Annotated in this window: 21 protein-coding genes; 9 read left to right on the forward strand and 12 right to left on the reverse strand. The window is 74.0% G+C overall.

Annotation, left to right across the window (positions count from 1 at the left end):
• Positions 1-30: 30 nt before the first annotated feature.
• Both ACYF6T_RS06135 and ACYF6T_RS06140 read right to left on the reverse strand, forming a co-directional pair.
• On the reverse strand, positions 31-390 hold the full coding sequence (locus ACYF6T_RS06135) for a hypothetical protein (protein WP_461694023.1): 360 nt from the start codon (positions 388-390) through the stop codon (positions 31-33).
• The gene (locus ACYF6T_RS06140; RefSeq protein WP_461694024.1) at positions 380-2,119 is read right to left on the reverse strand and encodes a hypothetical protein; all 1,740 of its coding nucleotides are present in this window, start codon (positions 2,117-2,119) and stop codon (positions 380-382) included. The genes ACYF6T_RS06135 and ACYF6T_RS06140 overlap by 11 nt, the downstream gene beginning before the upstream one ends.
• 139 nt (positions 2,120-2,258) lie before the next feature.
• Between ACYF6T_RS06140 and ACYF6T_RS06145 the strand changes: the two genes are divergently transcribed.
• Positions 2,259-3,173: a GNAT family N-acetyltransferase gene (locus ACYF6T_RS06145; RefSeq protein ID WP_461694026.1), complete on the forward strand. Its 915-nt coding sequence runs from the start codon at positions 2,259-2,261 to the stop codon at positions 3,171-3,173.
• Here ACYF6T_RS06145 and ACYF6T_RS06150 read toward each other — a convergent pair.
• Positions 3,163-4,092 (reverse strand): LysR family transcriptional regulator, encoded by a 930-nt coding sequence (locus tag ACYF6T_RS06150; protein WP_461694027.1) that lies wholly within the window; start codon positions 4,090-4,092, stop codon positions 3,163-3,165. The genes ACYF6T_RS06145 and ACYF6T_RS06150 overlap by 11 nt on opposite strands.
• 97 nt (positions 4,093-4,189) lie before the next feature.
• Here ACYF6T_RS06150 and ACYF6T_RS06155 point away from each other — a divergent pair, with 97 nt between their 5' ends.
• Both ACYF6T_RS06155 and ACYF6T_RS06160 read left to right on the forward strand, forming a co-directional pair.
• A complete protein-coding gene (locus tag ACYF6T_RS06155) occupies positions 4,190-5,593 on the forward strand; it encodes an MFS transporter (RefSeq protein ID WP_461694029.1) in 1,404 nt (467 codons plus the stop codon).
• A 54-nt stretch (positions 5,594-5,647) separates the two neighbouring features.
• Entirely contained in the window at positions 5,648-6,337 is a 690-nt protein-coding gene (locus ACYF6T_RS06160) for a siderophore-interacting protein (protein ID WP_461694031.1), read from the forward strand.
• A 12-nt stretch (positions 6,338-6,349) separates the two neighbouring features.
• On the opposite strand, the gene ACYF6T_RS06165 is transcribed toward ACYF6T_RS06160, so the two are convergent.
• The 6 genes from ACYF6T_RS06165 to ACYF6T_RS06190 all read right to left on the reverse strand — a co-directional run bounded on the left by ACYF6T_RS06165 (position 6,350) and on the right by ACYF6T_RS06190 (position 12,329).
• A complete protein-coding gene (locus tag ACYF6T_RS06165) occupies positions 6,350-7,294 on the reverse strand; it encodes a hypothetical protein (protein WP_461694032.1) in 945 nt (314 codons plus the stop codon).
• Between the two features lie 145 nt (positions 7,295-7,439).
• Positions 7,440-8,429 carry a malate dehydrogenase gene (locus ACYF6T_RS06170; protein ID WP_461694033.1) on the reverse strand — a complete coding sequence of 330 codons (990 nt, stop codon included), beginning with the start codon at positions 8,427-8,429 and terminating at the stop codon, positions 7,440-7,442.
• 345 nt (positions 8,430-8,774) lie between these two features.
• Positions 8,775-9,923: a helix-turn-helix domain-containing protein gene (locus ACYF6T_RS06175; RefSeq protein WP_461694035.1), complete on the reverse strand. Its 1,149-nt coding sequence runs from the start codon at positions 9,921-9,923 to the stop codon at positions 8,775-8,777.
• A gap of 296 nt (positions 9,924-10,219) precedes the next feature.
• Positions 10,220-10,669: a helix-turn-helix domain-containing protein gene (locus tag ACYF6T_RS06180; RefSeq protein WP_461694037.1), complete on the reverse strand. Its 450-nt coding sequence runs from the start codon at positions 10,667-10,669 to the stop codon at positions 10,220-10,222.
• A gap of 234 nt (positions 10,670-10,903) precedes the next feature.
• Positions 10,904-11,326: a DUF3017 domain-containing protein gene (locus ACYF6T_RS06185; RefSeq protein ID WP_461694196.1), complete on the reverse strand. Its 423-nt coding sequence runs from the start codon at positions 11,324-11,326 to the stop codon at positions 10,904-10,906.
• 148 nt (positions 11,327-11,474) lie between these two features.
• Positions 11,475-12,329: a bifunctional methylenetetrahydrofolate dehydrogenase/methenyltetrahydrofolate cyclohydrolase gene (locus ACYF6T_RS06190; RefSeq protein ID WP_461694039.1), complete on the reverse strand. Its 855-nt coding sequence runs from the start codon at positions 12,327-12,329 to the stop codon at positions 11,475-11,477.
• Positions 12,330-12,590: 261 nt separating this feature from the next.
• On the opposite strand from ACYF6T_RS06190, the gene ACYF6T_RS06195 reads away from it, so the two are divergent.
• The 4 genes from ACYF6T_RS06195 to ACYF6T_RS06210 all read left to right on the forward strand — a co-directional run bounded on the left by ACYF6T_RS06195 (position 12,591) and on the right by ACYF6T_RS06210 (position 15,865).
• A complete protein-coding gene (locus ACYF6T_RS06195) occupies positions 12,591-13,172 on the forward strand; it encodes a hypothetical protein (protein WP_461694041.1) in 582 nt (193 codons plus the stop codon).
• A 114-nt stretch (positions 13,173-13,286) separates the two neighbouring features.
• Positions 13,287-14,042 (forward strand): FHA domain-containing protein, encoded by a 756-nt coding sequence (locus ACYF6T_RS06200; RefSeq protein WP_461694042.1) that lies wholly within the window; start codon positions 13,287-13,289, stop codon positions 14,040-14,042.
• Entirely contained in the window at positions 14,039-15,553 is a 1,515-nt protein-coding gene (locus ACYF6T_RS06205) for a protein kinase domain-containing protein (RefSeq protein WP_461694043.1), read from the forward strand. Before ACYF6T_RS06200 ends, ACYF6T_RS06205 begins: the two co-directional genes overlap by 4 nt.
• An 87-nt stretch (positions 15,554-15,640) precedes the next feature.
• A complete protein-coding gene (locus tag ACYF6T_RS06210) occupies positions 15,641-15,865 on the forward strand; it encodes a hypothetical protein (protein ID WP_461694044.1) in 225 nt (74 codons plus the stop codon).
• 78 nt (positions 15,866-15,943) lie between these two features.
• On the opposite strand, the gene purH is transcribed toward ACYF6T_RS06210, so the two are convergent.
• The gene (purH, locus tag ACYF6T_RS06215) at positions 15,944-17,515 is read right to left on the reverse strand and encodes a bifunctional phosphoribosylaminoimidazolecarboxamide formyltransferase/IMP cyclohydrolase (protein WP_461694045.1); all 1,572 of its coding nucleotides are present in this window, start codon (positions 17,513-17,515) and stop codon (positions 15,944-15,946) included.
• Positions 17,512-18,141 (reverse strand): phosphoribosylglycinamide formyltransferase, encoded by a 630-nt coding sequence (purN, locus tag ACYF6T_RS06220; RefSeq protein WP_461694046.1) that lies wholly within the window; start codon positions 18,139-18,141, stop codon positions 17,512-17,514. The genes purH and purN overlap by 4 nt, the downstream gene beginning before the upstream one ends.
• A gap of 328 nt (positions 18,142-18,469) precedes the next feature.
• Between purN and ACYF6T_RS06225 the strand changes: the two genes are divergently transcribed.
• A complete protein-coding gene (locus tag ACYF6T_RS06225) occupies positions 18,470-19,297 on the forward strand; it encodes a hypothetical protein (protein ID WP_461694047.1) in 828 nt (275 codons plus the stop codon).
• A gap of 25 nt (positions 19,298-19,322) precedes the next feature.
• Here ACYF6T_RS06225 and ACYF6T_RS06230 read toward each other — a convergent pair whose 3' ends face one another.
• Entirely contained in the window at positions 19,323-20,975 is a 1,653-nt protein-coding gene (locus tag ACYF6T_RS06230; protein WP_461694048.1) for a cell division protein PerM, read from the reverse strand.
• 96 nt (positions 20,976-21,071) lie between these two features.
• Between ACYF6T_RS06230 and ACYF6T_RS06235 the strand changes: the two genes are divergently transcribed.
• Positions 21,072-21,902 carry an RNA polymerase sigma factor gene (locus ACYF6T_RS06235; RefSeq protein WP_461694049.1) on the forward strand — a complete coding sequence of 277 codons (831 nt, stop codon included), beginning with the start codon at positions 21,072-21,074 and terminating at the stop codon, positions 21,900-21,902.
• Positions 21,903-21,932: the final 30 nt, after the last annotated feature.

Consider the following 21,932-nt stretch of genomic DNA (forward strand, 5'->3'; position numbering starts at 1 on the left):
TTCCAGTACCGCGGTCCCCCGGTCATCGCGTCACATCCCCAGCAGGCCGGCGACCGTGGCGGCGGAGGTGAGGACCGTCAGCAGGGACTGGGAGTCGGCGAGGAGCCGGCGCAGGCGTTCGCGGCGGGACGGGGTCGCCTGGCCGGTGCCGGTGAGCTCGGTCTCCGTCTCGGCCAGCGCCGCGTCCAGCGCGGTCGTCTCGTCGCTCGCCCGCACCCGGGCCAGGTCGGCCCGCAACTCCCGTACCGCGGCGAGCAGTCGCTCGGCGTCCTCGTCGCGCTGCGCGCCGCCCGTGCCGTGGTGGTGGCTCTCGGCGTGCGCGTGGCTGCCGATCGCGAACGTGCTCCCCGTGACGTTCCCGAGGTTGACGCGGGGCTCTTCACCGGCCATTGCTGTCGGCTCCCTTCTGCGGCCCGGAGCCGCCCGAAACGCTGGATGCGGAGGCGTACTTGCCCACCGCGAACGTGCTGTTCTCGATCCGCTCGACGTTCAGCACGTCACCCTGCACGATCTTCTGGACGAACTCCCCGGTCTCGTAACCGGATTCGGAGAGCGCCGCACGTACGCCGTTCGCCACCCGGTCCTGCACACTGCGCAGGTAGCGGGCCACGTCCATCTCCTGGAAGAGGGAGCCGTACGGCACCGCCCCCAACTCCCGTACCGACAGCGCCGGTCCGTCCGGCAGCGCCCCCGCGTAACCGCCGGTCAGCAGCCGCCACGCGTACACCAGCCCCCGCCCCAGCGAGGCCAGCGAGCGGCCCGCCGAACCCGGCACCAGGACGATCGCCGCCGCGGCCTTGCCGAACGCGTGGTTGTGCCGGAACCGGTGCGCCGCGCGGTCGGCGTCCTTGAAGTCCTGCCGCACCGGCGTCAGCACATGCGGCGCGATCTCCAGCATCAGCATCCGGCCCTGGGTGTGGATGCGCACGAAGACCGTGACGACCAGTTCCTCCTCCCATCCGCCGACGCGGATGCGCAGGAAGTGCCGCCGCTTCTCGGCGCCCTCCTCCACCGCGCGGGCCCGGTGGTCCTCGAAGGCCTGCGGGTGGTACGGCGCCTGCGCCCGGTCGAGCAGCCCCTCGGCCGGCAGGAACACGCACTCGTCGATCTCCAGCCAGCGCAGCCGGTCCCGGACGCCGGGCCCCGCGTACTCGGCGGGGACCCGCAGCTGTTCGAGCAGCGGGCGCACCCGCTCCAGGATCACGCGGTTGCTCAGCGGCTGCTGCTTCTTCTCCTCGTCCGGCCGCAGTTCGACGGCCAGCACCCAGGTGTCGTACGCCGCTCCCGCCCCGCAGAACGGGCGCGCCTCGTGGTACATGACCAGCGGCGCGTGCTGTTCGAGCCGGATGCGCTGCTTGATCCGCTGGAAGCGCGGGTTGTCGGCCTGCTCGGCGGGGTCGCCCGCGGCGTCCGGGAAGCGCTGCGGGGAGAGTTCGGCGGCCAGCGCCCGGCTGAACTGGTTGCGCTGGGCGTGCACGCACAGGGCGATCAGCACGAAGATCCCGATGGTGAACCAGGCCTGCCAGGGCTTGACGAAGTCGTTGAGACCGAAGTCCGGCACCACGGCGTCGCCGAGGGTGCCGGTGTCCGAGGTGCCGTAGGAGGAGTCGTACGAGTCGTAGGAGGAGCCGCTGTCGTCGCCTCCGCCGAAGGCCGCGACGACCGCGAGGACCAGGAACGCCGCGAAGGCGTACCGCCCCCACCAGCGCACGAGGAACGCGGCGATCTTGCGGTACAGCGGCTGGTCGCCGCGGCCCCGGATCCAGGGCGCGAGCGCGAGCAGCACGCCGGCCAGCAGGAACAGCAGCAGCAGACCGCCGCTGAGCGCCAGCCCCACGATCCACAGGCCGAGGATCGCCGCGGACCACAGCAGTTCCTGGCGGCGGGCGCGCAGGGCGTGGGCGAGGACGCGGGCGGCGTCGAAGCCGAGCGACGGCGCGACGATCCGCTGTTCGTTGAGGTGGAGTTCCTCGATGACCCGGTCGCGGTAAGCGGAGTCCAGATACGTCCCCGCGCACAGCAGCCGGGTCGCCTCGCTGGCGTGCGGCGGGGTGGGCGGCGCCGGTGGCGCGCCCGCGGGCGCGGGCTGTGGCTGCTGCGGCACGAAAGCGGTGCTCACGCGATTCCCCCGATGCGTGTGAAGAGCCGTCGGCATACGCTCAGTTGACAAAGGATCAGCATAGAGCGACGGGTGGGACGGACGAAACCGGAATGCCGGGGTGGACGGCTCACGCTTCTTTGACTAGAGTCAAAGAAATATGGAGGCAGGAGCGCCAGGACCCCGTACGGAGCCGGTGCCCGCGGAGCACGTCGCGGCCCTTCGCCGGTTCAACCGTTACTTCACGCGCCGCATCGGAGCGCTCGACGACCACTACCTCGGCCAGGACCGCCCGCTCGGCGAGGCCCGTCTGCTGTTCGAGATCGGCGAGGGCACCTCCCTGCGCGAGCTCAGGAGCCGGCTCGGCCTGGACGCCGGGTATCTGAGCCGGATGGCCCGGGCGCTGGAGGCGCAGGGCATGGTCCGGCTGAGCGTGCACCCGGACGACAGCCGGCTGCGCAGGGTCGAGCTGACGCCGGCCGGACGCGCCGAGGTCAGGGAGCAGAACCGGCGGGCCGACGCGCTCGCGACGGGCCTGCTGGACGCCCTCGATCCCGCCCAGCGCGCACGCCTGGTCGAGGCCATGGCGACCTCGCAGCGCCTGCTGCGCCTGGCCGCCATCACCGTCGAGCGCGTCGACGGCGCCCATCCCGACGCCCGCGCCTGCCTGGACGCCTACGCCGCCGACCTCGACGCACGCTTCCCGGAGGGCTTCGACAAGGCGGACCTGGTGGGCCCGGAGGAGGTGTCCGGGGCGGCCGGCGCGTTCTTCGTGGCGTACGAGGAGGGCCGGCCGGTGGGCTGCGGGGCGCTGCGCCGGCTGGAGCGGGGCGTGGGCGAGATCAGACACGTGTGGGTGCACGAGGACGCCCGACGGCTCGGGCTGGCCCGCCGCATCCTCGGCGCGCTGGAACAGGAGGCGTCGGCGCGCGGCCTGAGCGTCGTCCGCCTGGACACCCACGCGAGCCTCACCGAGGCGCAGACGATGTACCGGGCGAGCGGCTACACGGAGATCCCGTCGTACACGGACCACGTCTACGCGGCCCACTGGTTCGAGAAGCGGCTCACCGGATAGGCCCCCCGGCCCACTCGGCCAGCAGTTCCCGCACCGTCCGCCGCAGCCACGCGTGCGCGGGATCGGCGTCGTGCCGCGGATGCCAGGCCAGCCCGAGGCTCAGCGGCGGAAGCGGGAGCGGGACGTCGAAGGCGACCAGGTCCAGCGCGGCCGCGAGCGGCAGCGCCCAGGAGCTGATCAGCCCGACCAGATCGGTGTCCCGCACGACGAAGAGCGAAGCGGGGAAGGTGCCGACCGCCCCCACGACCCGGCGCCGGAGGCCGAGTTCGGCGAGGGCGGTGTCAACGGGCCCGTGCAGCTTGCCCCGTCGGGACACGATCAGGTGATCGGCCTCCGCGGCGAACCGCTCCGCCGTCAACTCGCCCTCCAGCAGGGGGTGTCCGGCGCGCACGACCCCCAGCATCCGGTCCTCGTGCAGTGACTCCACACGCACCTCCGGCGCCGAGGTGTCCACCACCCCCACCTCCAGGTCGGCGGTCCCCTCCCGCAGGAACGGCGCGTCCACGTGGCTCTCGGCCAGGAACCGCAGGCGGATGCCGGGTGCCTCGGCGGCCGCGCGGGCGAAGAGGGCGGCACCGCAGGCGGCCGCGATCGCGTCGTGGCCGAGGATCGTCAGCGTGCGCCGCACGGTCCGCAGATCGGCGTCCGGACCCGGCGCGAACAACGCCCGCGCCCGCTCCACGACCGCGCTCACCTCGGCGCGCACGGCGAGCGCGTGCGGGGTCGGCACCATCTGCCGTCCGGCGCGCACCAGGACGGGGTCGCCGAGCGCCTTGCGGATGCGGCCGAGGGTGCGGCTCATCGCCGGTTCCGACAGATGCAGCCGGCGGGCGGCGGCGCCGACGCTCTGCTCCTCCAGCAGGACGTCCAGCGCGACCAGCAGATTCAGGTCCAGGTTCGCGGATTGCGTCACACGCATCGATCCCTTGCAAAGGTTGCACTGGAGTGCAGGACGGGAGCAAGCCTACGGTGACGGCACAGCCCCCCACCAGTCACCGGACTTCCCAGGAGGAGCCATGTCCCCGCCCGCCCTGAAACGGTCCACCCTGCTCGCCCTGTGCGCCTGCGTCCTGGTCGCCCAGAGCATGGTCGCCGCCATCAACCTCCTCATCCCGCAGCTGAGTTCGTCGTCCCTGCACCTCTCGCACGGCGAACTGCTGTGGACCGTCGACGCCTACGTCATCGCCTTCGCCTCGCTCCTCGTCCCGGCCGGCGCCCTCGGCGACCGGCACGGCCGCAAGGGCGCCCTGCTGGCCGGGCTGGGGGTGTTCGCCGCCGGGGCCGCCACCAGCGCCCTGGCGCCGAACCCGGCCCTGCTGATCACCGGACGCGGCCTCTCCGGGGCCGGAGCGGCGCTGATCACGCCGGCCACGCTGTCGATCCTGATGCGCCTGGCCGGCCCCGAGGAGCGGGCGCGGGCCATGGCCTCCTGGACCCTGGCGCTGGGCGCCGGCGGCCTGGTCGGCAACCTCGGCGGCGGCCTGGTCGGCCAGTACCTCAGCTGGCGGGCCCTGTTCGCCGTGATGACCCCCCTGGCCGCGCTGCTCGCCCTCGCCGTCGCCCGCACCACCCCGCGCACCGAACGGGCCCCGCACAACCACCCCGACCCCCTCGGCACCCTCCTGCTCACCGCGGCCCTGGTCGCCCTCCTGTCCGGCATCATCGAGGGCCCGGCGTACGGCTGGAGTTCACCGCTCATCCTGGGCGCCTTCGCGGCGGGCGCGCTGCTGACGGCCGCCTTCGCCCGCCACGCCCTGCGCTCGCGCACCCCCCTGTTCGACCCGCGCGTCTTCGCCTCCCGCCGGCTGCGCGCCGCGGCCCTCGGCATGGCCACCGGCTTCTTCGGCCTGTTCGCCCTCTTCTACGTCAACTCCCAGTTCCTGCAAGGCGAGAAGGGCTACGGTCCGGCCCTCACCGGGGTCGCGATCGTCCCGCTCATCGTCGGCATGGCCCTCATGCCGAGGCTGGCGGCGCGCTGGTCGTCCCGCCCCCGCCCGGTCATCGGCGGCGGGCTCGCCCTGATCGGGCTGGGCCTGTTCGGCGTGTCCGTCGCCGACGCGGGCACGCCCTACCCGCTGTACGCCTGCTGGCTGCTGGTGATCTCGGCCGGCGCCGGCCTGTGCATGCCCGCGCTCACCCTGGGCGTGGTCACCTCGCTGCCGGCACACCAGGCGGGCCTCGGTTCGGGCCTGGGCACCTCCGCCCGCGAGGTCGGCGCGGCCCTCGGCGTCGCCGTCACCGGCACGGTGCTGGCCTCGCACCCCGACTTCGCGCACGGCATGGGACCGGCGCTGCGCACGGTCGCGGTCCTGGTACTGGCGGCCACGGCGGCGGTCGTGGCCGGATACGGCGACCGCGCGAAGTCGCGCACTATCGCGTCGGACGGGAAACGCGTACTATCGCGTTCGGGCCGGCCGTGACGCCGCCACCCCGCCAACTCCCTTTCCCCGCCCGAGAGTTCCAGGAGCACCCCCATGCCCACGCTGCCCTCCCCCGTCCTGGACCTGCTCACGCTCCAGGGCACGATCACCGAGGCCGAACCCGTCGCCGCCCGCATGCGCCGGCTCCGCGTCGAGAGCGAGGCCCTGGCCGGGCTCGCCGTCCGGCCCGGACAGCAGGTGCGGGTGCTGGCCGGCGGCGGGCTGACCCTGCGGACGTACTCGATTTGGCGCTACGACCCCGCCGGCGCCGTGGAGTTGTGCGTGCTGGACCACCCCGGGGACGGGCCCGGGGCGCGGTGGGGGCGCAGCGCCGGGGTGGGCGACCGGGTGCGGCTGCGGAAGCCGGAGGGCACGTTCACGCTCCGGCCCGACGCGGCCCACCACGTCTTCGTCGGCGACGAGACCGCCTCCGTCGCCTTCGGGGCGATGCTGGCCGCGCTGCCGGACGGGGCGCGGATCTCCGGCTGCGTGGAGACGCGGACGCCGGCGGACCGGCTGCCGCTGCGCCACGCCGACCGGCTCGACTGGCTGACCAGGGGCGCGAGTTCACTGCCGGACGCCGTACGGCGGCTGGCTCCCGCACCGGGCGGCATCGCCTATGTCGCCGGGGAGGCGCGGACCGTGCAGCAGGTCCGGCAGGTGCTGGTCCGGGAGGCGGGATGGGACCGGCGCGCGGTCCTCACCAAGCCGTTCTGGGCCCCGGGCAAGAAAGGCCTGGAGTGACGTGCGGGCGCCTCAGACGCACTCCGTGCCCGTCGGGCAGAAGGACCGCACCGCCGTGGCCAGCGGCGTGCGCACCAGGGCGGGGTCCAGGTCCGCGGGACCGCTGGAGCGGATCGCGTACAGGGTGCCGTCGGCGGCGCGGAAGCGGTGGTCGATCACCTGCCGGGCGCCCTTGTCCGCGTCGTCGTAACGGTACGACAGCTCCGCCCAGGTGTCCCCGTGATCGCGGTCGAGGACTTCGTACCCGGGCTGCCTGGCGAAGCCGAACCCGGGGTCCTTCTCGGCGAGGGTGAGGGACTCGTAGGGAGTGGCCTCCGTGACCTCGAAGATCTGCAACTGGCGGCCGTCCGACGGGGAGTCGTAGAAGACGACCGGCGCGAGCTTGCCCTGCTTCTGGCGGCGGGTCCAGCCCTGGGGCACGTCGATCGTGTAGCCGACGGGGTCCTGGGCGCTGCGGTAGCCGGCGGCCGGTGAGACGGGCGCCGGGACCGACGGGGTCGCGGTCGCCGTGTCCTGCGGCGCGCCGCTGCTCGGCGGCGGGCTGGTGGCCGGCCGTGCCGAGGGCGTGACGCCGGCGCTGCTGCTCGTCACCGGCCCGGCCTCGGGGCCCGTGCGGTGGCCGCGCACGAGGTACCAGGTCCCGGCGCCGGTGCCCGCGCCGATCACCACGACGAGGGCGATGACGGCGAGCGTCCGCCCGACCCGCCGGGGCGGCGGAGGCGTGGGCACGGGTGTGGGCGGCAGGGTGTACGGCGGGGTCGGGGGCGCCGGATGGACGGGGCCCGGCGGCGGGGTCGGCACCCAGGGCGGGGGCAGCGTGCCGCCCGTCTGCGTCTCGGCCGAGGCCCACGGCGGCACGGTGCCCGGCTCGCCGTCGGACCAGGCGGCCCGGCCTCTCTCCTCGCTCGGCTCCCGCTCCGGCCCGGAGCCCGAGCCGTACGTGTCCCATCCGTTCATCGCGAACCCCCCGAATCACCCCACCGGGTACCGCTTCAGACGGTAGCGGCGAAAACGGGAACGGGCCCCGCTCCGGCCGGAAACCGGAACAGGGCCCGTGCGGGCTCGTGACAGAGCCGTCGAGAACGCGCGGTTCCCGGTCGGGTCAGATGAGGCCCAGACCGCGGACCGCCTCGCGCTCCTCCTCCAGCTCCTTGACGGAGGCGTCGATGCGGGCGCGGGAGAACTCGTTGATCTCCAGGCCCTGGACGATCTCGTACCTGCCGTCCTTCGTGGTGACCGGGAAGGAGGAGATCAGGCCCTCGGGGACGCCGTAGGAGCCGTCCGACGGGATGCCCATGGAGGTCCAGTCGCCCTCGGCGGTGCCGTTGACCCAGGTGTACACGTGGTCGATGGCGGCGTTGGCGGCGGAGGCGGCCGACGAGGCGCCGCGGGCCTCGATGATGGCGGCGCCGCGCTTGGCGACGGTCGGGATGAAGTCCTCGGCCAGCCACTTCTCGTCGTTCACGACCTCGGCGGCGTTCTTGCCGGCGACCGTGGCGTGGAAGATGTCGGGGTACTGGGTGGCGGAGTGGTTGCCCCAGATGGTCAGGCGCTTGATGTCGGCGACCGTGGAGCCCGTCTTCTTCGCGAGCTGGGTCAGCGCGCGGTTGTGGTCCAGACGGGTCATCGCGGTGAAGCGCTCGGCCGGTACGTCCGGGGCCGCGGCCTGGGCGATCAGGGCGTTGGTGTTGGCCGGGTTGCCGACGACCAGGACCTTGATGTCGTCCGCGGCGTGGTCGTTGATGGCCTTGCCCTGCGGCTTGAAGATGCCGCCGTTGGCCTCGAGCAGGTCACCGCGCTCCATGCCCTTGGTGCGGGGGCGGGCGCCGACGAGGAGGGCGACGTTGGCGCCGTCGAAGGCGACGTTCGGGTCGTCCGTGATGTCGATGCCCCGAAGGAGCGGGAACGCGCAGTCGTCGAGCTCCATGGCGGTGCCCTCGGCGGCCTTGAGCGCGGGCGTGATCTCCAGGAGGCGCAGCTTGACCGGCACGTCCGCGCCGAGCAGCTGGCCGGAGGCGATGCGGAAGAGCAGGGCGTAACCGATCTGGCCGGCCGCGCCGGTGACGGTGACGTTCACGGGAGTGCGGGTCATGGCGTTCTCCGTATGACAGCTGGCGGTGGGCGTCCTTGCCCTGGGGTGCGGACGTACATTTGATCGATCTCTTGGCATCAAGAGATCCACCGGTCAGGCTATCGCGCATCCGGGATGCCGGACGTCCGGGTCCGTGTGGCCCGTCCCACAGCGCCGGGACGAAAGGGGGCGGCCGCCCGGTCCGGGAGAGGAGGGACTGAGGCGGCCGCCGGTGGGGGTTGCCGACAGTGCCGGACTCCCGTGGGGGTACGGGTCGCGTGCCCGCGAATCGGCGGACCATGCGTACCCCGACGGAATTCTTTTCGCCCGGTCTCCTTGCGGCCTTCCGCCCTGCGGCGGACGGCTCTACGGCGTGCAGCCCCGCTGCCCCGAGGCCAGCGTCGCGCAGGCCCTGGCCTCGCCCGCGTCCTTCACGGCGACCATCGGGGTGTAGGCGATCGTGTCGCCGGCCGCCGTGATGCCGTCGCTCTCCTTGGCACCGCCCGCCGTCACCTGGACCTGGTCGCCCTGGGCGGCCTGGGTGATACGGCCCCATGCGGCGGCGCACGTCTTGCTGTAGCGCACCTCGACGGTGACCGTGCCGACGGTGGCGGTCTTGGCGGTCGTCACCGCGGTGGTGTCCTTGGTGCAGCCCATGGCCTCCGCGTCCTTGCCGGTGCAGGAGGCCCCGCTGCACTTCACGCCGGCCGGCAGGTCGGTCCGGGCGCTGGCGGTGGGCGACGGGGACGCCTTCTTGCCGGCGCTGTCGTCGCCGCCGCGGTCGGTCAGGAAGAACACGGCCGCCATCACGACGAGGACACCGACCAGCCCGGCCAGGAACATGGTCAGCCGCCGCCGGCCGCCCCCGGTGGGCGACGGCCCGCCCGGTCGCGGGCCCTGCGGGGGTTCGCCGTACGGACCCGGCGCGTCCGCCGTCCACGCGGAACCGTCGGGCGACGCGGCCGCGCCCGCCCGCGAGGGACCCTGATACCCGGCCACGCCCCACGAGTTGCCGCCCGACCCCTCGGAGGAGGACGAGGGGGCCACCGGATCGGAGGACGCCGGCTGCGGCGGCACCGTGGGCGCCACGCCCGCCGGACCCGCCACCCCCGGTGTCGCGGTCGCGCTGCCGCTCTTGCGGGCCGGTTTGCCCTTGGCGTTGGCCGGCGGCGCGCCGAACTCCCCGAGCGCGGCCCGCGCCTGGGAGATCCGGATCGCCTCCATGGTCATGTCGTGCCGCATCTCCGAGCGGCTCCAGGCCCGCTCGGCCAGCTCCCACATGGTCGTCAGATGGACCGGATTGGTCCCCGTGACCTCGGCCAGCGCCACGATCGCCCCCTTGGGCGCGAGCAGCCGGCCGTTCAGATAGCGCTCCCAGGACGTCTTGCTGTAGCCGGTGCGGTCGGCCACCGACGCCACGCTCAGTCCACTGCGGTCCACGAGCCTGCGCAACTGGCTCGCGAACTCCCTGACCTGCGGATCGAGTTCATCCGGCAAGGCCCTCCAACGAGGCATTGCTTCCCCCCTCTTTCCCCCGGTCTGTGCTGTTCTCCGCTTCCCCCGCGCGTGGCGCCCCGGCCGAGTCCCGTTCTGGCTACCCACAGGGATGCGCCCGGTAAGGATCTCAGTTCCCGGAGTGGGGGCGCACGGGAGCACTCGGACCCGCACACGCTAACCCGGCCGCCGGACGACTCCGCACCGAGTTCGCCAACTTGTCGATACATCAGCACAGTAGCCGCACAGGGGCAACCCCACCCGTAACGGTCGTATCCACCCGCTCACCGGCCACATGATGGTCGTCCGGCGGTCGTTCAGCCCAGGGCGACGACCCCGGCGACCGCGATCAGGGCCATGAGGGCGAGGAGCGCGACGGCGTACCGCAGCAGCCGCCCGCCGGGCGACGGCTCCGGCGCGTCCCACCACGGCAGCGTCGGGTCGTCCTCGTAGGCGTCGGCGTCCTCGGGCCGCGCGGGCGGCTGGGCGGGCCGGGGCCAGGCCTGTACGGCCAGTTCCCAGCGCACCCCGAGGCGTTCGGCGTCCGTGGTGTCGAGGCCCGCGATCCGGCACAGGGCGGCGACGGCCTGCCGGGGCGGGGGCTGGCCGGCGTTGAGGTAGCGGTGCCAGGAGGACTTGCTGTAGGCGGTGCGGGCGCCGAGCGCGACCAGGCTGAGGCCGGTGCGGTCCTTCAGGAGGCGCAGCTGCTCCACGAAGCGCCGCACCTCCGGCGGCAGATCCTCCGGCAGCGGCTGCCAGGCGCCCATCGCTCGCTCACCTCCGCGGCGTCCTCGTCCTGCCCGGTCGGTCCGAGGGACGACGGCGGGCGGCGGTTGGTTCCTTCGCCGTGGCCGTGCGGGGACCGCGTCGCGGAACGGTCACCGCTGTGCCACAGCGCCCTGACAGCGCTTGAACAGGCACTTCAGGGCACGGGAGGGTGAGAACACGCGACGGCCCGTCCTTCCTCGGGGGAGAGGACGGGCCGTCGTGCGACCGCGTTCCTAGTTGCTCAGCGTGAAGTGCAGGGTGTCCTTGAGGAACGGGATCTGCAGCCACGGGTTGGGCTGGACCATCATCGCCAGCAGGACGATCGCCAGGCCGAGCGTCCCGTAGGTGGCGATGTCGGTGAAGCGGGAGCGGACGGCGAGCATGCCGACGTCGGGCAGCAGCCAGCGCAGGACGGCGCCGGCGACCAGCGCGATGCCGATCAGGAGCGTGCCGTAGCGGAAGGCGTCCAGCGCGGTCAGCAGCAGGCCGACGGCGACCACGCCGAGCACCGCGAGCATCGGCCACTGCCGGGCGGGCGCCGGCGCGTCCCCGGGGGCGGCCCGGCCACCGCCCTCGGGCCGCGCGGTGTCCCGGGTGAACAGCGGGAAGCGCCGGGTCACCCGTCGGGGCCGCCCGGTGGCGTCGGGCGCGCTGATCGCGTCCCGGACGGTCTCCTCCGCCTGCGCCTCGGGGTCCTCGACCTTGACGTCGGCGCCGTCGACGTGGTTGTCCGCGGCCCGCGTCCCGGGTGCCGTGACCTCGGGTGCGGGGCCGTCGGTCTCGCCGCGCCCGGGGCCCTTCGCCTCAGCCGACACTGCGCTCCGCCGCCTCGACCACGTTGACGAGCAGCTGCGCCCGGGTCATCGGGCCGACGCCGCCGGGGTTCGGGGAGATCCAGCCGGCCACCTCGCGGACGTCCGGGTGGACGTCGCCCACGATCTTGCCCTCGGGGCTGCGGGAGACGCCGACGTCGAGGACGGCGGCGCCCGGCTTGACGTCCTCGGCGCGGATCAGGTGGCCGACGCCGGCGGCGGCGATGACGATGTCGGCGCGCTTGAGGTGCGCGGAGAGGTCACGGGTGCCGGTGTGGCACTGGGTCACCGTGGCGTTCTCGCTGCGGCGGGTCAGCAGCAGCGGCATCGGGCGGCCGATGGTGACACCGCGGCCGACGACCACGACCTCCGCGCCCTTGATCTCCACACCGTGGCGGCGCAGCAGGGTCAGGATGCCGTTCGGGGTGCAGGGCAGCGGGGCCGGCTCGTTCAGCACGAGGCGGCCGAGGTTCATCGGGTGCAGTCCGTCGGCGTCCTTGGCCGGGTCCATCAGCTCCAGCACGCGGTTCTCGTCGATGCCCTTGGGCAGCGGCAGCTGGACGATGTAACCGGTGCACGCCGGGTCCGCGTTGAGTTCCCGTACGACCGCCTCGATCTCCTCCTGCGTGGCGGTGCCCGGCAGTTCGCGCTGGATGGAGGCGATGCCGACCTCCGCGCAGTCGCGGTGCTTGCCGGCGACGTACTTCTGGCTGCCGGGGTCGTCCCCGACCAGGATCGTGCCGAGGCCGGGCGTGACGCCCTTCTCCTTCAGCGCCGCCACGCGGGCGGTCAGATCGGACTTGATCGCGGCTGCGGTGGCCTTGCCATCGAGAATCTGGGCGGTCATGCCCCCATCCTCGCGGATGACCCGGTCCGGGTTCCAATCCGGGTCCCGCGATCGCCATCCGGTCGTATCCGGTCAAGATCGGCCAGGTTGCAGGTGCACAACGCGTATCGAATGTGGCTGGACAAGTAAGTACTCGGTCAAGAACGATGACTGGGCAGTGCCGCGGGCAGCTCATCGGGGGGACGCACCGCAACCGCAGACCTTCCTCCGTACGGCGCCGCGCGTCGTCCCCGCACTCGGAACAACGGAGGAAGACCCGCCATGAGTTTCGGCGACCCGAACAATCCCTATGGCGCGCCCCAGGGCCAGCAGCCCGGCTACGGCTACCCCCAGGCGCAGGCGCCCGGTTACGGCTACCCGGCCGCTCCTCCGGTGGGCCCCTACGGCGGCGGACCCGTGATGACATCGATGCCCGGCACGGTGAGCGCGGCCCGCGTGATGCTGTGGGTGATCGTCGGCCTCCAGCTCATCGGCGTCGGCCTGTTCGCGGTCGCCGCGGCGGGCGTCAGCGCGGCCAAGAACGACGACCAGCTCAAGGACGACGCGGCCTTCCAGCAGCTCGCCGACTACTCGGCCGGCATGCTGTGGGCGTTCGCGGCGTTCGCGCTGGCCTGGGCGGTGTTCGCGATCGTGCTGGCGGTGAAGTTCAACAGCGGCGGCAACGGCGTGCGCATCACCACCCTCGTCTTCGCGATCATCACGGCGATCCTGGGCATCTACCCGTTCATCGTCGTGGGCCTCATCCACACGGTTCTCGCCATCCTCGTCGCCGTGTTCGTGGGCAACGCCAACGGCAACGCCTGGTTCAACCGCGCCAAGTACGCGGGCGGCGCGCACTACTGAGCACTTCGCGCCAATAACCGTCCGGGGCCGTGTCCCACCCGTCCGAGGGGGGCACGGCCCCGCTGCGTCGCCCTAGTCTGACGTGGGTAGCCGTCAGGCACGGGGAGACGCACCTTGTACAGCATCATCGTGGTACCTCCGCCGACCCCGGAGGACGACCGTGACCGCCCCACGATCCGCCTCGCACCCGGCGAGCGGCTCGCCTTCGGGCGTTCGGCACCCGGCAACGACCTGACCATCGCCCACCCGGGGGTCTCGCGCAGAGCCGGTGAGATCACCGCGCAGGGCGCCTTCTGGATCCTGAGCAACCTCAGCCGGGAGCAGACGTACGTCGTGGAGAACCCGGAGGGCGCCGGCGAGCACATCAAGGTCGGTCCGGGCCGCCTCGACGCGCCCATCCCCTTCGAGTTCTCGCGGATCGTGCTGCCGGCCGCCGGCGACCTGCTGGCCATCGAGGTGTGGGCACCGCGCCACGACTACCTCCACCCCCGGGCAGGCGACGACGACGCTGTCGGCGCGACGACGGCCCCCGCGTTCTCCGTCGACCGCACCAAGCGGTACTTCGCGGTCCTCGCGGCCCTGTGCGAACCCCGGCTGCGCGGCGACCCGCACGCCCCGCTGCCCACGGTCGACCAGGTCGTCGACCGGCTGCGCCCCGGCTGGCCGGCCGCCTCCCGCACCTCCGTGCAGTGGAACATCGACTACCTCGCCGTGAAGCTGCGGCTCAAGCCCGCCCCGGAGGAGGCGGAGAAGGGCCCGCGCCTGAACGGCAAGAAGGAGTCCCTGGTGTCGCTGGCCCTGCGCTTCGACCTGGTGCGCGAGGACGACCTGGTGGTCCTCGCGGCGCCGTCCGGCCGGGTGCCGGGATGAGCGAGCCGTACGCCGTGCCCGTGCCGAAGGGGTACCGGGTCGGCGAGTGGGAGGTGCGGGGTCCTCTCGCGACGGGGGCCTTCGGCAGCGTCTACGAGGGCCGGCGCGCCGCGGGCGAACCGCGCACCGCCGCCCTGAAGTTCCTGCCCACCGGCACGGGCACCCCGCGCCGGCTGGCCCATCTGCGCGAACTGGTGGACCGCGAGGTGGAGTTGCACCGCCGGCTGCGGCGCCCCCGCCTGATCCGCATGTACGACACCCTCACCGTGGACGACCCCGGCCACCCCGCCCTCGACGGCGCCACCGTCCTCGTCCTGGAGAAGGCGCGGACCTCGCTGGCGACCCTGCTGGAGCGGGAGGCGCGTCCGGCCGCGGGACCGGCGCTGCTCGCGCAGGTCTGCGAGGGGCTGGCGCAGCTGCACCGCGCCGGGTGGGTGCACGGCGACCTGAAGCCGGCCAACGTGCTGATCATGGCGGACGGTTCGGCCCGGCTCGCCGACTTCAACATGGCGGGGGAACTGGAGGGCACGCACGCGTACACGCCCGCCTTCTCCACGCCGGACTACACACCGCCCGAGCTCCTCTGGTCCGAGATCGGCGAACGGGGCCGCCGCGTCCGCCCCTCGGCGGACGTCTGGGCGTTCGGCGTACTGGCCCATCTCGTCCTCACCGGTTCCCTCCCGCTGCCCGGCGCCACCCCGAGCACCCGCCGCGACGCGGCCGCGGCCTACGCCCGGGGCGCCGACGAACTGCGCCTGTCCCCCCGGCTCCCCGACGCCTGGCGGGAGATCGTCCGCGCCTGCCTGTCCCGTACGCACGCCGACCGCATCGGCACCGAGGCGCTGCTGCGCCGCGTCGAGGCGGCCGCGGGCACGGGCCGCTCGCCCCGCCCGCGGTTCGCCCGTCGCCGCGTCACCGTGGCCGCCCTCGCCGCCGGGGCCACGGTGACGGCGGCGGCCCTCGGCTACGGCATCAGCACCCGGGCCTCCGACACCGGCACCTCCGCCAAGAGCGCGGCGGCGGCCTACGGCGCCGCCGAACTGCGCACCGACAAGGGCGTCCCCGTGCGGTACCGCAAGCTGATCGTCGACTCGGCGCACCAGTGCAGCCGGCCCGAGGTCACGCCGGCGCTGATCGCGGCGATGCTCAAGTCGGAGAGCGACTTCGACCCGGACCTCTCCGATCCCGGCAACCAGGAGTACGGCATCGCCCGCTGGACGCCGGCGGTGCTGCGCTGGTGGATCCGCGCGGACGGCGTGCCCGCCTCCGCGACGCCCACCCCGCCGCTGACCCCCTCCCAGTCCATCCCGGCCATGGGCCGCTACCTCTGCTACATCGACCAGCACCTCGACGACGGCCTCCCGGGCGACCGGCGCGTCCTCGTCGCCGCCGGCTACCGCACGTCGTACAAGAAGGTGAACGCCGCGGGCGGAGTTCCCCCGAAGAACCGCGACTACTGCGCCCGCGTCGCCCACTACCTCAAGGAGTACACCCCCGCGGTCCGGAAGTGACCCTGGGACTTCACAGGTACCGAAGCCGGGGTGCCGCGTGGTCCGGTGGAGCCCACAGTGTCCAGGCAACTCCATGGGGGAAACGGCATGAAGATCGCACGACCCGCGGCCCTGCTCCTCGCCACCACCGCCCTGCTCACCGTCACGGTGACCACCGCGTCCGCCACCACCCCGGACGGCACGCGGGTGACGAACACCCCGGACGGCACGCGGGTGACCTCCAGCCCGGACGGCACCCGCGTCACGTCCACGCCCGACGGCACGCGGGTCACCGTCACGCCGGACGGCACCCGAGTGACCAGCGTCGGGTGACCGGCGCCGTCCAGGCCGCGGTCTCCGGCTCCCTCGGGGGAGGGCCGGAGACCGCGACCGCGCGGACGGGCGTGCGGGTCAGTGGAAGAAGTGGCGCGTCCCCGTGAAGTACATCGTGATGCCCGCCTTCTTCGCGGCCTCGACGGAGAGTTCGTCGCGGATCGAGCCGCCGGGCTGGACGATGGCCTTGACGCCCGCGGCGGCCAGCACCTCGATGTTGTCGGGGAAGGGGAAGTACGCGTCGGAGGCGGCGTACGAGCCCCGGGCCCGCTCCTCGCCGGCCCGCTCGATGGCGAGCTTGCAGGAGTCGACACGGTTGACCTGCCCCATGCCGACGCCCACGGAGGCGCCGTCCTTGGCGAGCAGGATGGCGTTGGACTTGACCGCGCGGCACGCCTTCCAGGCGAAGGCCAGCTGCCCCAGCTCCGCCGGGTCCAGCGGCTCGCCCGTCGCCAGCGTCCAGTTGGCCGGGTCGTCGCCGTCGGCCTGGAGGCGGTCGGTCTCCTGCAGGAGCACCCCGCCGTCGATCGCCTTGACCTCGACCGGGTTGGCGGGGGCGCCCGCGGCCTTCAGCACCCGGATGTTCTTCTTCTTGGCGAGGGCCTCAAGGGCCCCCTCCTCGTAGTCCGGCGCGACGATGACCTCGGTGAAGATCTCCGCGACCTGCTCGGCCATCTCCTTCGACACCGGACGGTTGACGGCGATGACACCGCCGAACGCCGACAGCGGGTCACAGGCGTGCGCCTTGCGGTGCGCCTCGGCGACGTCCGCGCCGATCGCGATCCCGCACGGGTTGGCGTGCTTGATGATCGCGACGCAGGGCTCGTCGTGGTCGTACGCGGCACGGCGGGCGGCGTCCGTGTCCGTGTAGTTGTTGTACGACATCTCCTTGCCGTGCAGCTGCTCGGCCTCGGCGAGGCCGGAGTGCGTGCCGTCCACGTACAGGGCGGCCGGCTGGTGCGGGTTCTCGCCGTAGCGCAGGGTGTTCTTGCGCTCCCAGGTCGCGCCGAGGAAGTCGGGGAACCGCGAGTCGTCGACGGGGGCGTAGGCGGACGCGAACCAGCTCGCCACCGCGACGTCGTAGGCCGCCGTGTGCTGGAAGGCCTCCGCCGCCAGGCGCTTGCGGGCGGCGAGGTCGAAACCGCCGTCGCGTACGGCGGCCAGCACGTCCGCGTACCGGTCGGGGCTGGTGACGACCGCGACCGACGGGTGGTTCTTGGCCGCGGCGCGGACCATCGAGGGGCCGCCGATGTCGATCTGCTCGACGCACTCGTCGGGGGTGGCCCCGGAGGCGACGGTCTCGCGGAACGGGTAGAGGTTGACGACGACGAGGTCGAACGGCTCCACGCCCAGCTCGGCGAGCTGCTCGCGGTGGCTCTCCAGGCGCAGGTCGGCCAGGATGCCCGCGTGGACCCTGGGGTGCAGCGTCTTGACGCGGCCGTCGAGGCACTCGGGGAAGCCGGTGAGCTCCTCGACCTTGGTGACGGGAACGCCGGCGGCGGCGATACGGCCGGCCGTCGACCCGGTGGAGACGAGCTCGACGCCCGCCTCGTGCAGGCCGCGCGCGAGGTCTTCGAGGCCCGTCTTGTCGTAGACGCTGACGAGCGCCCGGCGGATCGGCCGCTTACTGGTCCCGGCGGTGGCGGTCACTGGATAACTACCTTTCGTCCCTCAATGCGATAGCCGTTGCGGGCGAGCCGCCCCACGACCTCGACGAGCAGCCTTCGCTCGACTTCCTTGATGCGCTCGTGCAGAGCGCTCTCGTCGTCCTCGGTGCGGACCTCCACCACGCCCTGCGCGATGATCGGCCCGGTGTCGACGCCGTCGTCGACGAAGTGGACGGTGCAGCCGGTGACCTTGGCGCCGTACGCGAGCGCGTCCCGCACGCCGTGGGCTCCGGGGAAACTGGGCAGCAGGGCGGGGTGCGTGTTCACGAACCGCCCGCCGAAACGGGCCAGGAACTCCTTGCCCACGATCTTCATGAACCCGGCGGAGACGACCAGGTCGGGCTCGTAGGAGGAGACGGCCTCGGCGAGGGCGGCGTCCCACTCCTCCCGGGTGCCGTAGTCCTTGACCCTGCGCACGAACGTGGGCAGACCGGCGCGCTCCGCGCGCGCGAGCCCCTCGATGCCGTCGCGGTCCGCGCCGACGGCCACGATCTCGGCTCCGTACGCCTCGGCGCCGGTCGTCGCGATGGCGTCGAGGAGCGCCTGGAGGTTCGTACCGGATCCGGAGACCAGCACGACGAGGCGCTTGGCCACGGGCTTGGCGGCCACGGTGGAGCCCTTTCTTCGGGAGACGTCTGCACGACCGGTACGCACGGTCGCTTCGCTCACCGCCGCGTCGCCCGGTCGCTTTGTACGGTCGTACGAATGCTTCGCGCCCCCGGATACGGGGAAGTCTACGAAGCGGCCGACCGTCAGCAACGATACCGGCACACCGGGCGGCCCCCGTGGGACGGGGGCGTGGCCGGAAGGTAGCGTCTGCGTGGAGCGGGCTCGGGAACGCGGTGCGTGTGCGGTGCGTTCTGGGAGTGAGGGGCTCGCGCCACACCAGCCTTGGTCACCGAATCCGCCGTACACACAAGGAGAAGACGCTCACTTGATGCCGGACCGCAGTCTGCGACTCCACCCGCTCCCTCCGCTGTCGGCGCAGGAAGGGGAGCGCATCGGCGTGCTGCTGCGGGAGCGCCCCGCCTCGCCGCCCGACGCGCCCTCGGGCCGCAAGAGCGGGGACGGCCAGGAGAGCGGCGCCCAGGACGACAACCCCTTCGCGCCGCCGCCGGAGGGCACGCCGGACCGCCCCTGGCAGCCGCGCAGGCCGGCCGGCGGCGAAGGCGGCGAAGGCGACCAGGGGCAAGGACACGGCCAGGGGCAGGGCCAGGGGCAGGGTTCTCCCTGGGGCAGCCAGTGGAGCGACCGCCAGCCCGGCCGCTCCCCCGGCGGTTTCGGCGAGCGTCCGGGCGCCCCGGGCCGCAGCCCCGAGGGCCAGGGCCCCGGGCCGGGGCCGGGGCAGGGACAGGGGCCGGGCGGCGGTCCCGGCGCGAACATGCGCTGGGACCCGACGGACCCCGTCCAGCGCCGTGCGCGCTACGCCCTGCTGTGCGGGATGTGGGCCTTCTTCTTCGCCCTCTTCAGCTGGCCGTACGTCGCCCTCCTGCTCGGCGCGCTCGCCCTGTACTGGGGGATCAGCGCCCTGCGCGCCAAGCCCCGCGGCACGGACCCGACGGAGCGGCCCCAGACGACGGCGGCGGTGAGCGGCCTGGTCACGGCGTCCCTGGCCATCGCCCTGGTCGGCGCGGGCTTCACCGCGCAGCTGGTCTACAGCGACTACTACACCTGCACCTCCGACGCCCTCACCAACGAGGCGAAGCAGTCCTGCAGCCACCTCCTGCCGAAGGAGCTGCGGGGGGTGCTGGGGAGCAGCGGCTGACGGGACACCGGCCGGGGCGCCCGGTTCACGGCGTCTCCGGTGGGTCGGCGGCTTCCCGCAGGGCCGTCCAGCGGGACTCGCGGGAGAGGTCGTCGTGCCAGGGGGCCTCGTCCGGGACGGGGTCCGCGGGGAGGAAGTCGTACGGGGCGAGGTCCGGGTCGTCCGGGTAGGGGACGTGGGACGGCGTGGCCGCCGAGGACCGCGGGGACGGCTGCGGCAGGTCGCCTCCGGGCTCCCGCCCCCTCACCCCGCCCGTCGGCCACCCGCCCCGTCCGGGCAGCGGCAGCCGGAACCCGCGCCTTCCGGCCGGCGCCTCCGGCCTCGGCCCGGCCACCGTCGGCCCGCTCCCTCCACGTTCCCGGCACCGCCACGCCCGCAGCCCGAGCGCCGTGGGCACCGCGACGACCGCCGTCCACCCGAGCGCCGCGCCCCCGGCCTGCCACCACACCGGCCCGAACCGCGCCAGCGCCGCGGACCCGAGCCGCCCGCCCGCCAGCCCGGCGAGCACGGCGAGCAGCCCCGCGCACAGCACCGAGGCCGCCGCGGCCACCCCGGCGGTCCGCCCCCGCGACCAGGCCGCCGTCGCCGCCGGACGAGGGCCTGTCGCGGAAGTCCCGTCGTCGCCTTCCGCCACCGCCCCGGGGTCCCCGCCCGCCACGACCCAGCCCACCACCAGGGCCGCCACCACCGGCACACCCCCGGCCAGCCAGTTCAGCAGCCCGCCGGGACCCGCCTCCGGGACCGCCGCGAGCAGGGGGAACCGGGGCAGCAGGGGGGCCGGGGCGGAGGAGAGAGGGGTGACCGTGTGGCCCGCGGCCAGGGTGAAGCCGGGGCCCAGGGCGTAGGACGCCGCCCAGATCGCCGCGTTCGGCGCGAGGGCCACGCACAGCAGCAGCACCGCGAAACGGCCCGACCAGCCCTCCGTCAGCCGCAGGAAGGACGTGCGGGTCGCCCCGCCGTGCCAGGCGAGGGAGAGCACGAGCAGCAGGGCCCCGCCCCCGACGAGCACCGCGGCCCCGGCCCCCGCCGCACGCGCCGCCGTGTCCACGCGTGCCCGGGCCTCCTGGCCGAGGAGCAGGCGCCGCGCGCCGGCCGGCAACGACACCAGCACGTCGTCGATCGCGTCGCGCGGACGGCCGTACGCCGTCCAGACCCCCGCTCCCGCGGCGAGTGCGACGACGAGCGGAACGGAGACCGCCGTCCACACCCACGCGGGCCGCAGCTCGCCGCCGGACGCGTACAGCGCGGCGGCCGTGCCGACGCCGAGGTAGCCGAGGACGACGCCCGCCCACGCCGTACGCGCCGAGACGTGGTCGTCGTCCGCCGCGTCCCGCGCCGCCCGGTGCACCAGCCAGACGGGGAGGACGCACAGCAGCAGGGGCGTGACGCCCACCGGCGCCGGCGCACCGGAGAGCGTGTCGGTGCGCACCAGCTCCGCGCCGTGCGCCAGCAGCCACAGCGCCGCCGCGACGTCCAGCGCCCCGCCCGGTCCCCCGTCGGGGTACGGCGAGCTGATCCACAGCACCATCACGAGCACGGCGAACGCCCCGAGCCCGAGCCCGGCCGCGAGCGCGCCGCCCAGGAGGCCGGCGCCCAGGCCGGGCGATCGGTCGCGCATCCGGGTGAGCAGGGACGGCAACGACGGTCGGCGAGCGGTCATCTGGATCACGACCGCCATGCTCCCAACGACACGCGCTTTCTCGTCGTAACAGGCGAACCCCCGAAGTGTCGCTCAATATACGGTTATGTACTTTTTCGTACGAAGGGGCGCCTCGTGACGCAGAGCCAGGAGACCGACGACCGGCCCGTCCTGACGCCCGCTCAGGCCTTCGACGCGCTCTACGCCTTCTGCGCCCCGGCCCTCGTACGGCAGACCTACCTGCTCACCGGCCGGCGCGACCTGGCCCGCGAGTCCGTGGAGCGCGCCTTCCAACTCGCCTGGCAGCGCTGGCCCGAGGTGGCCCGCGACCGCGACCCGGCGGGCTGGGTGCGGGCGATGGCGCACGACTGCGCCCTCTCCCCCTGGCACCGGTTCCGCCCGCGCCACCGCCACCCGGAGCCCCCACCCGCCGACGCGTCCGACCGCGCCCTGCTGACGACGCTCCTCACCCTCCCCCCGCCCTACCGGCGCACGGTCCTGCTGTACGACGGCGTCGGGCTCGGGCTGCCGGAGACGGCGGCCGAGACGGAGGCGAGCACACCGGCCGCCGCGGGCCGGCTCAGGTACGCCCGCGAGACGATCGCCGCCCGCCTGCCGGACCTGGCCGACCCCGGCGTACTGCGCCGGCGGCTGGCGGAGCTGGCCTCCGCGGAGCGGTTGCGCGCGGCGGAGCCGCCGACGGTGCGGGTGGGCGGCGAGCGCCGGACGCGGTTGTGGACGCGCGCGGCCATCGCCTTCACGGCCGCCCTGATCGGGACGACGGCGGTCGCGCTGCGGACGGCGCCCACGCACTACGAGCCGCCGGTGGCGCCGGGGGTGGCGGTTCGGGGGGTGCCGCCGCGGGTGGCGCAGGGGGCCCTGTCGGAGGCGGAGGCCGAGCTGCGGGCGAAGCTGCGCCGGGAGACGGCGCCAGGCCCGGAGCGACTGGTGCCGCTGACGCGCTAGCGGGCGGCGCGCCCTCGCCGTACGACGGCG

It is taken from the genome of Streptomyces sp. 7R007 (assembly GCF_054850255.1).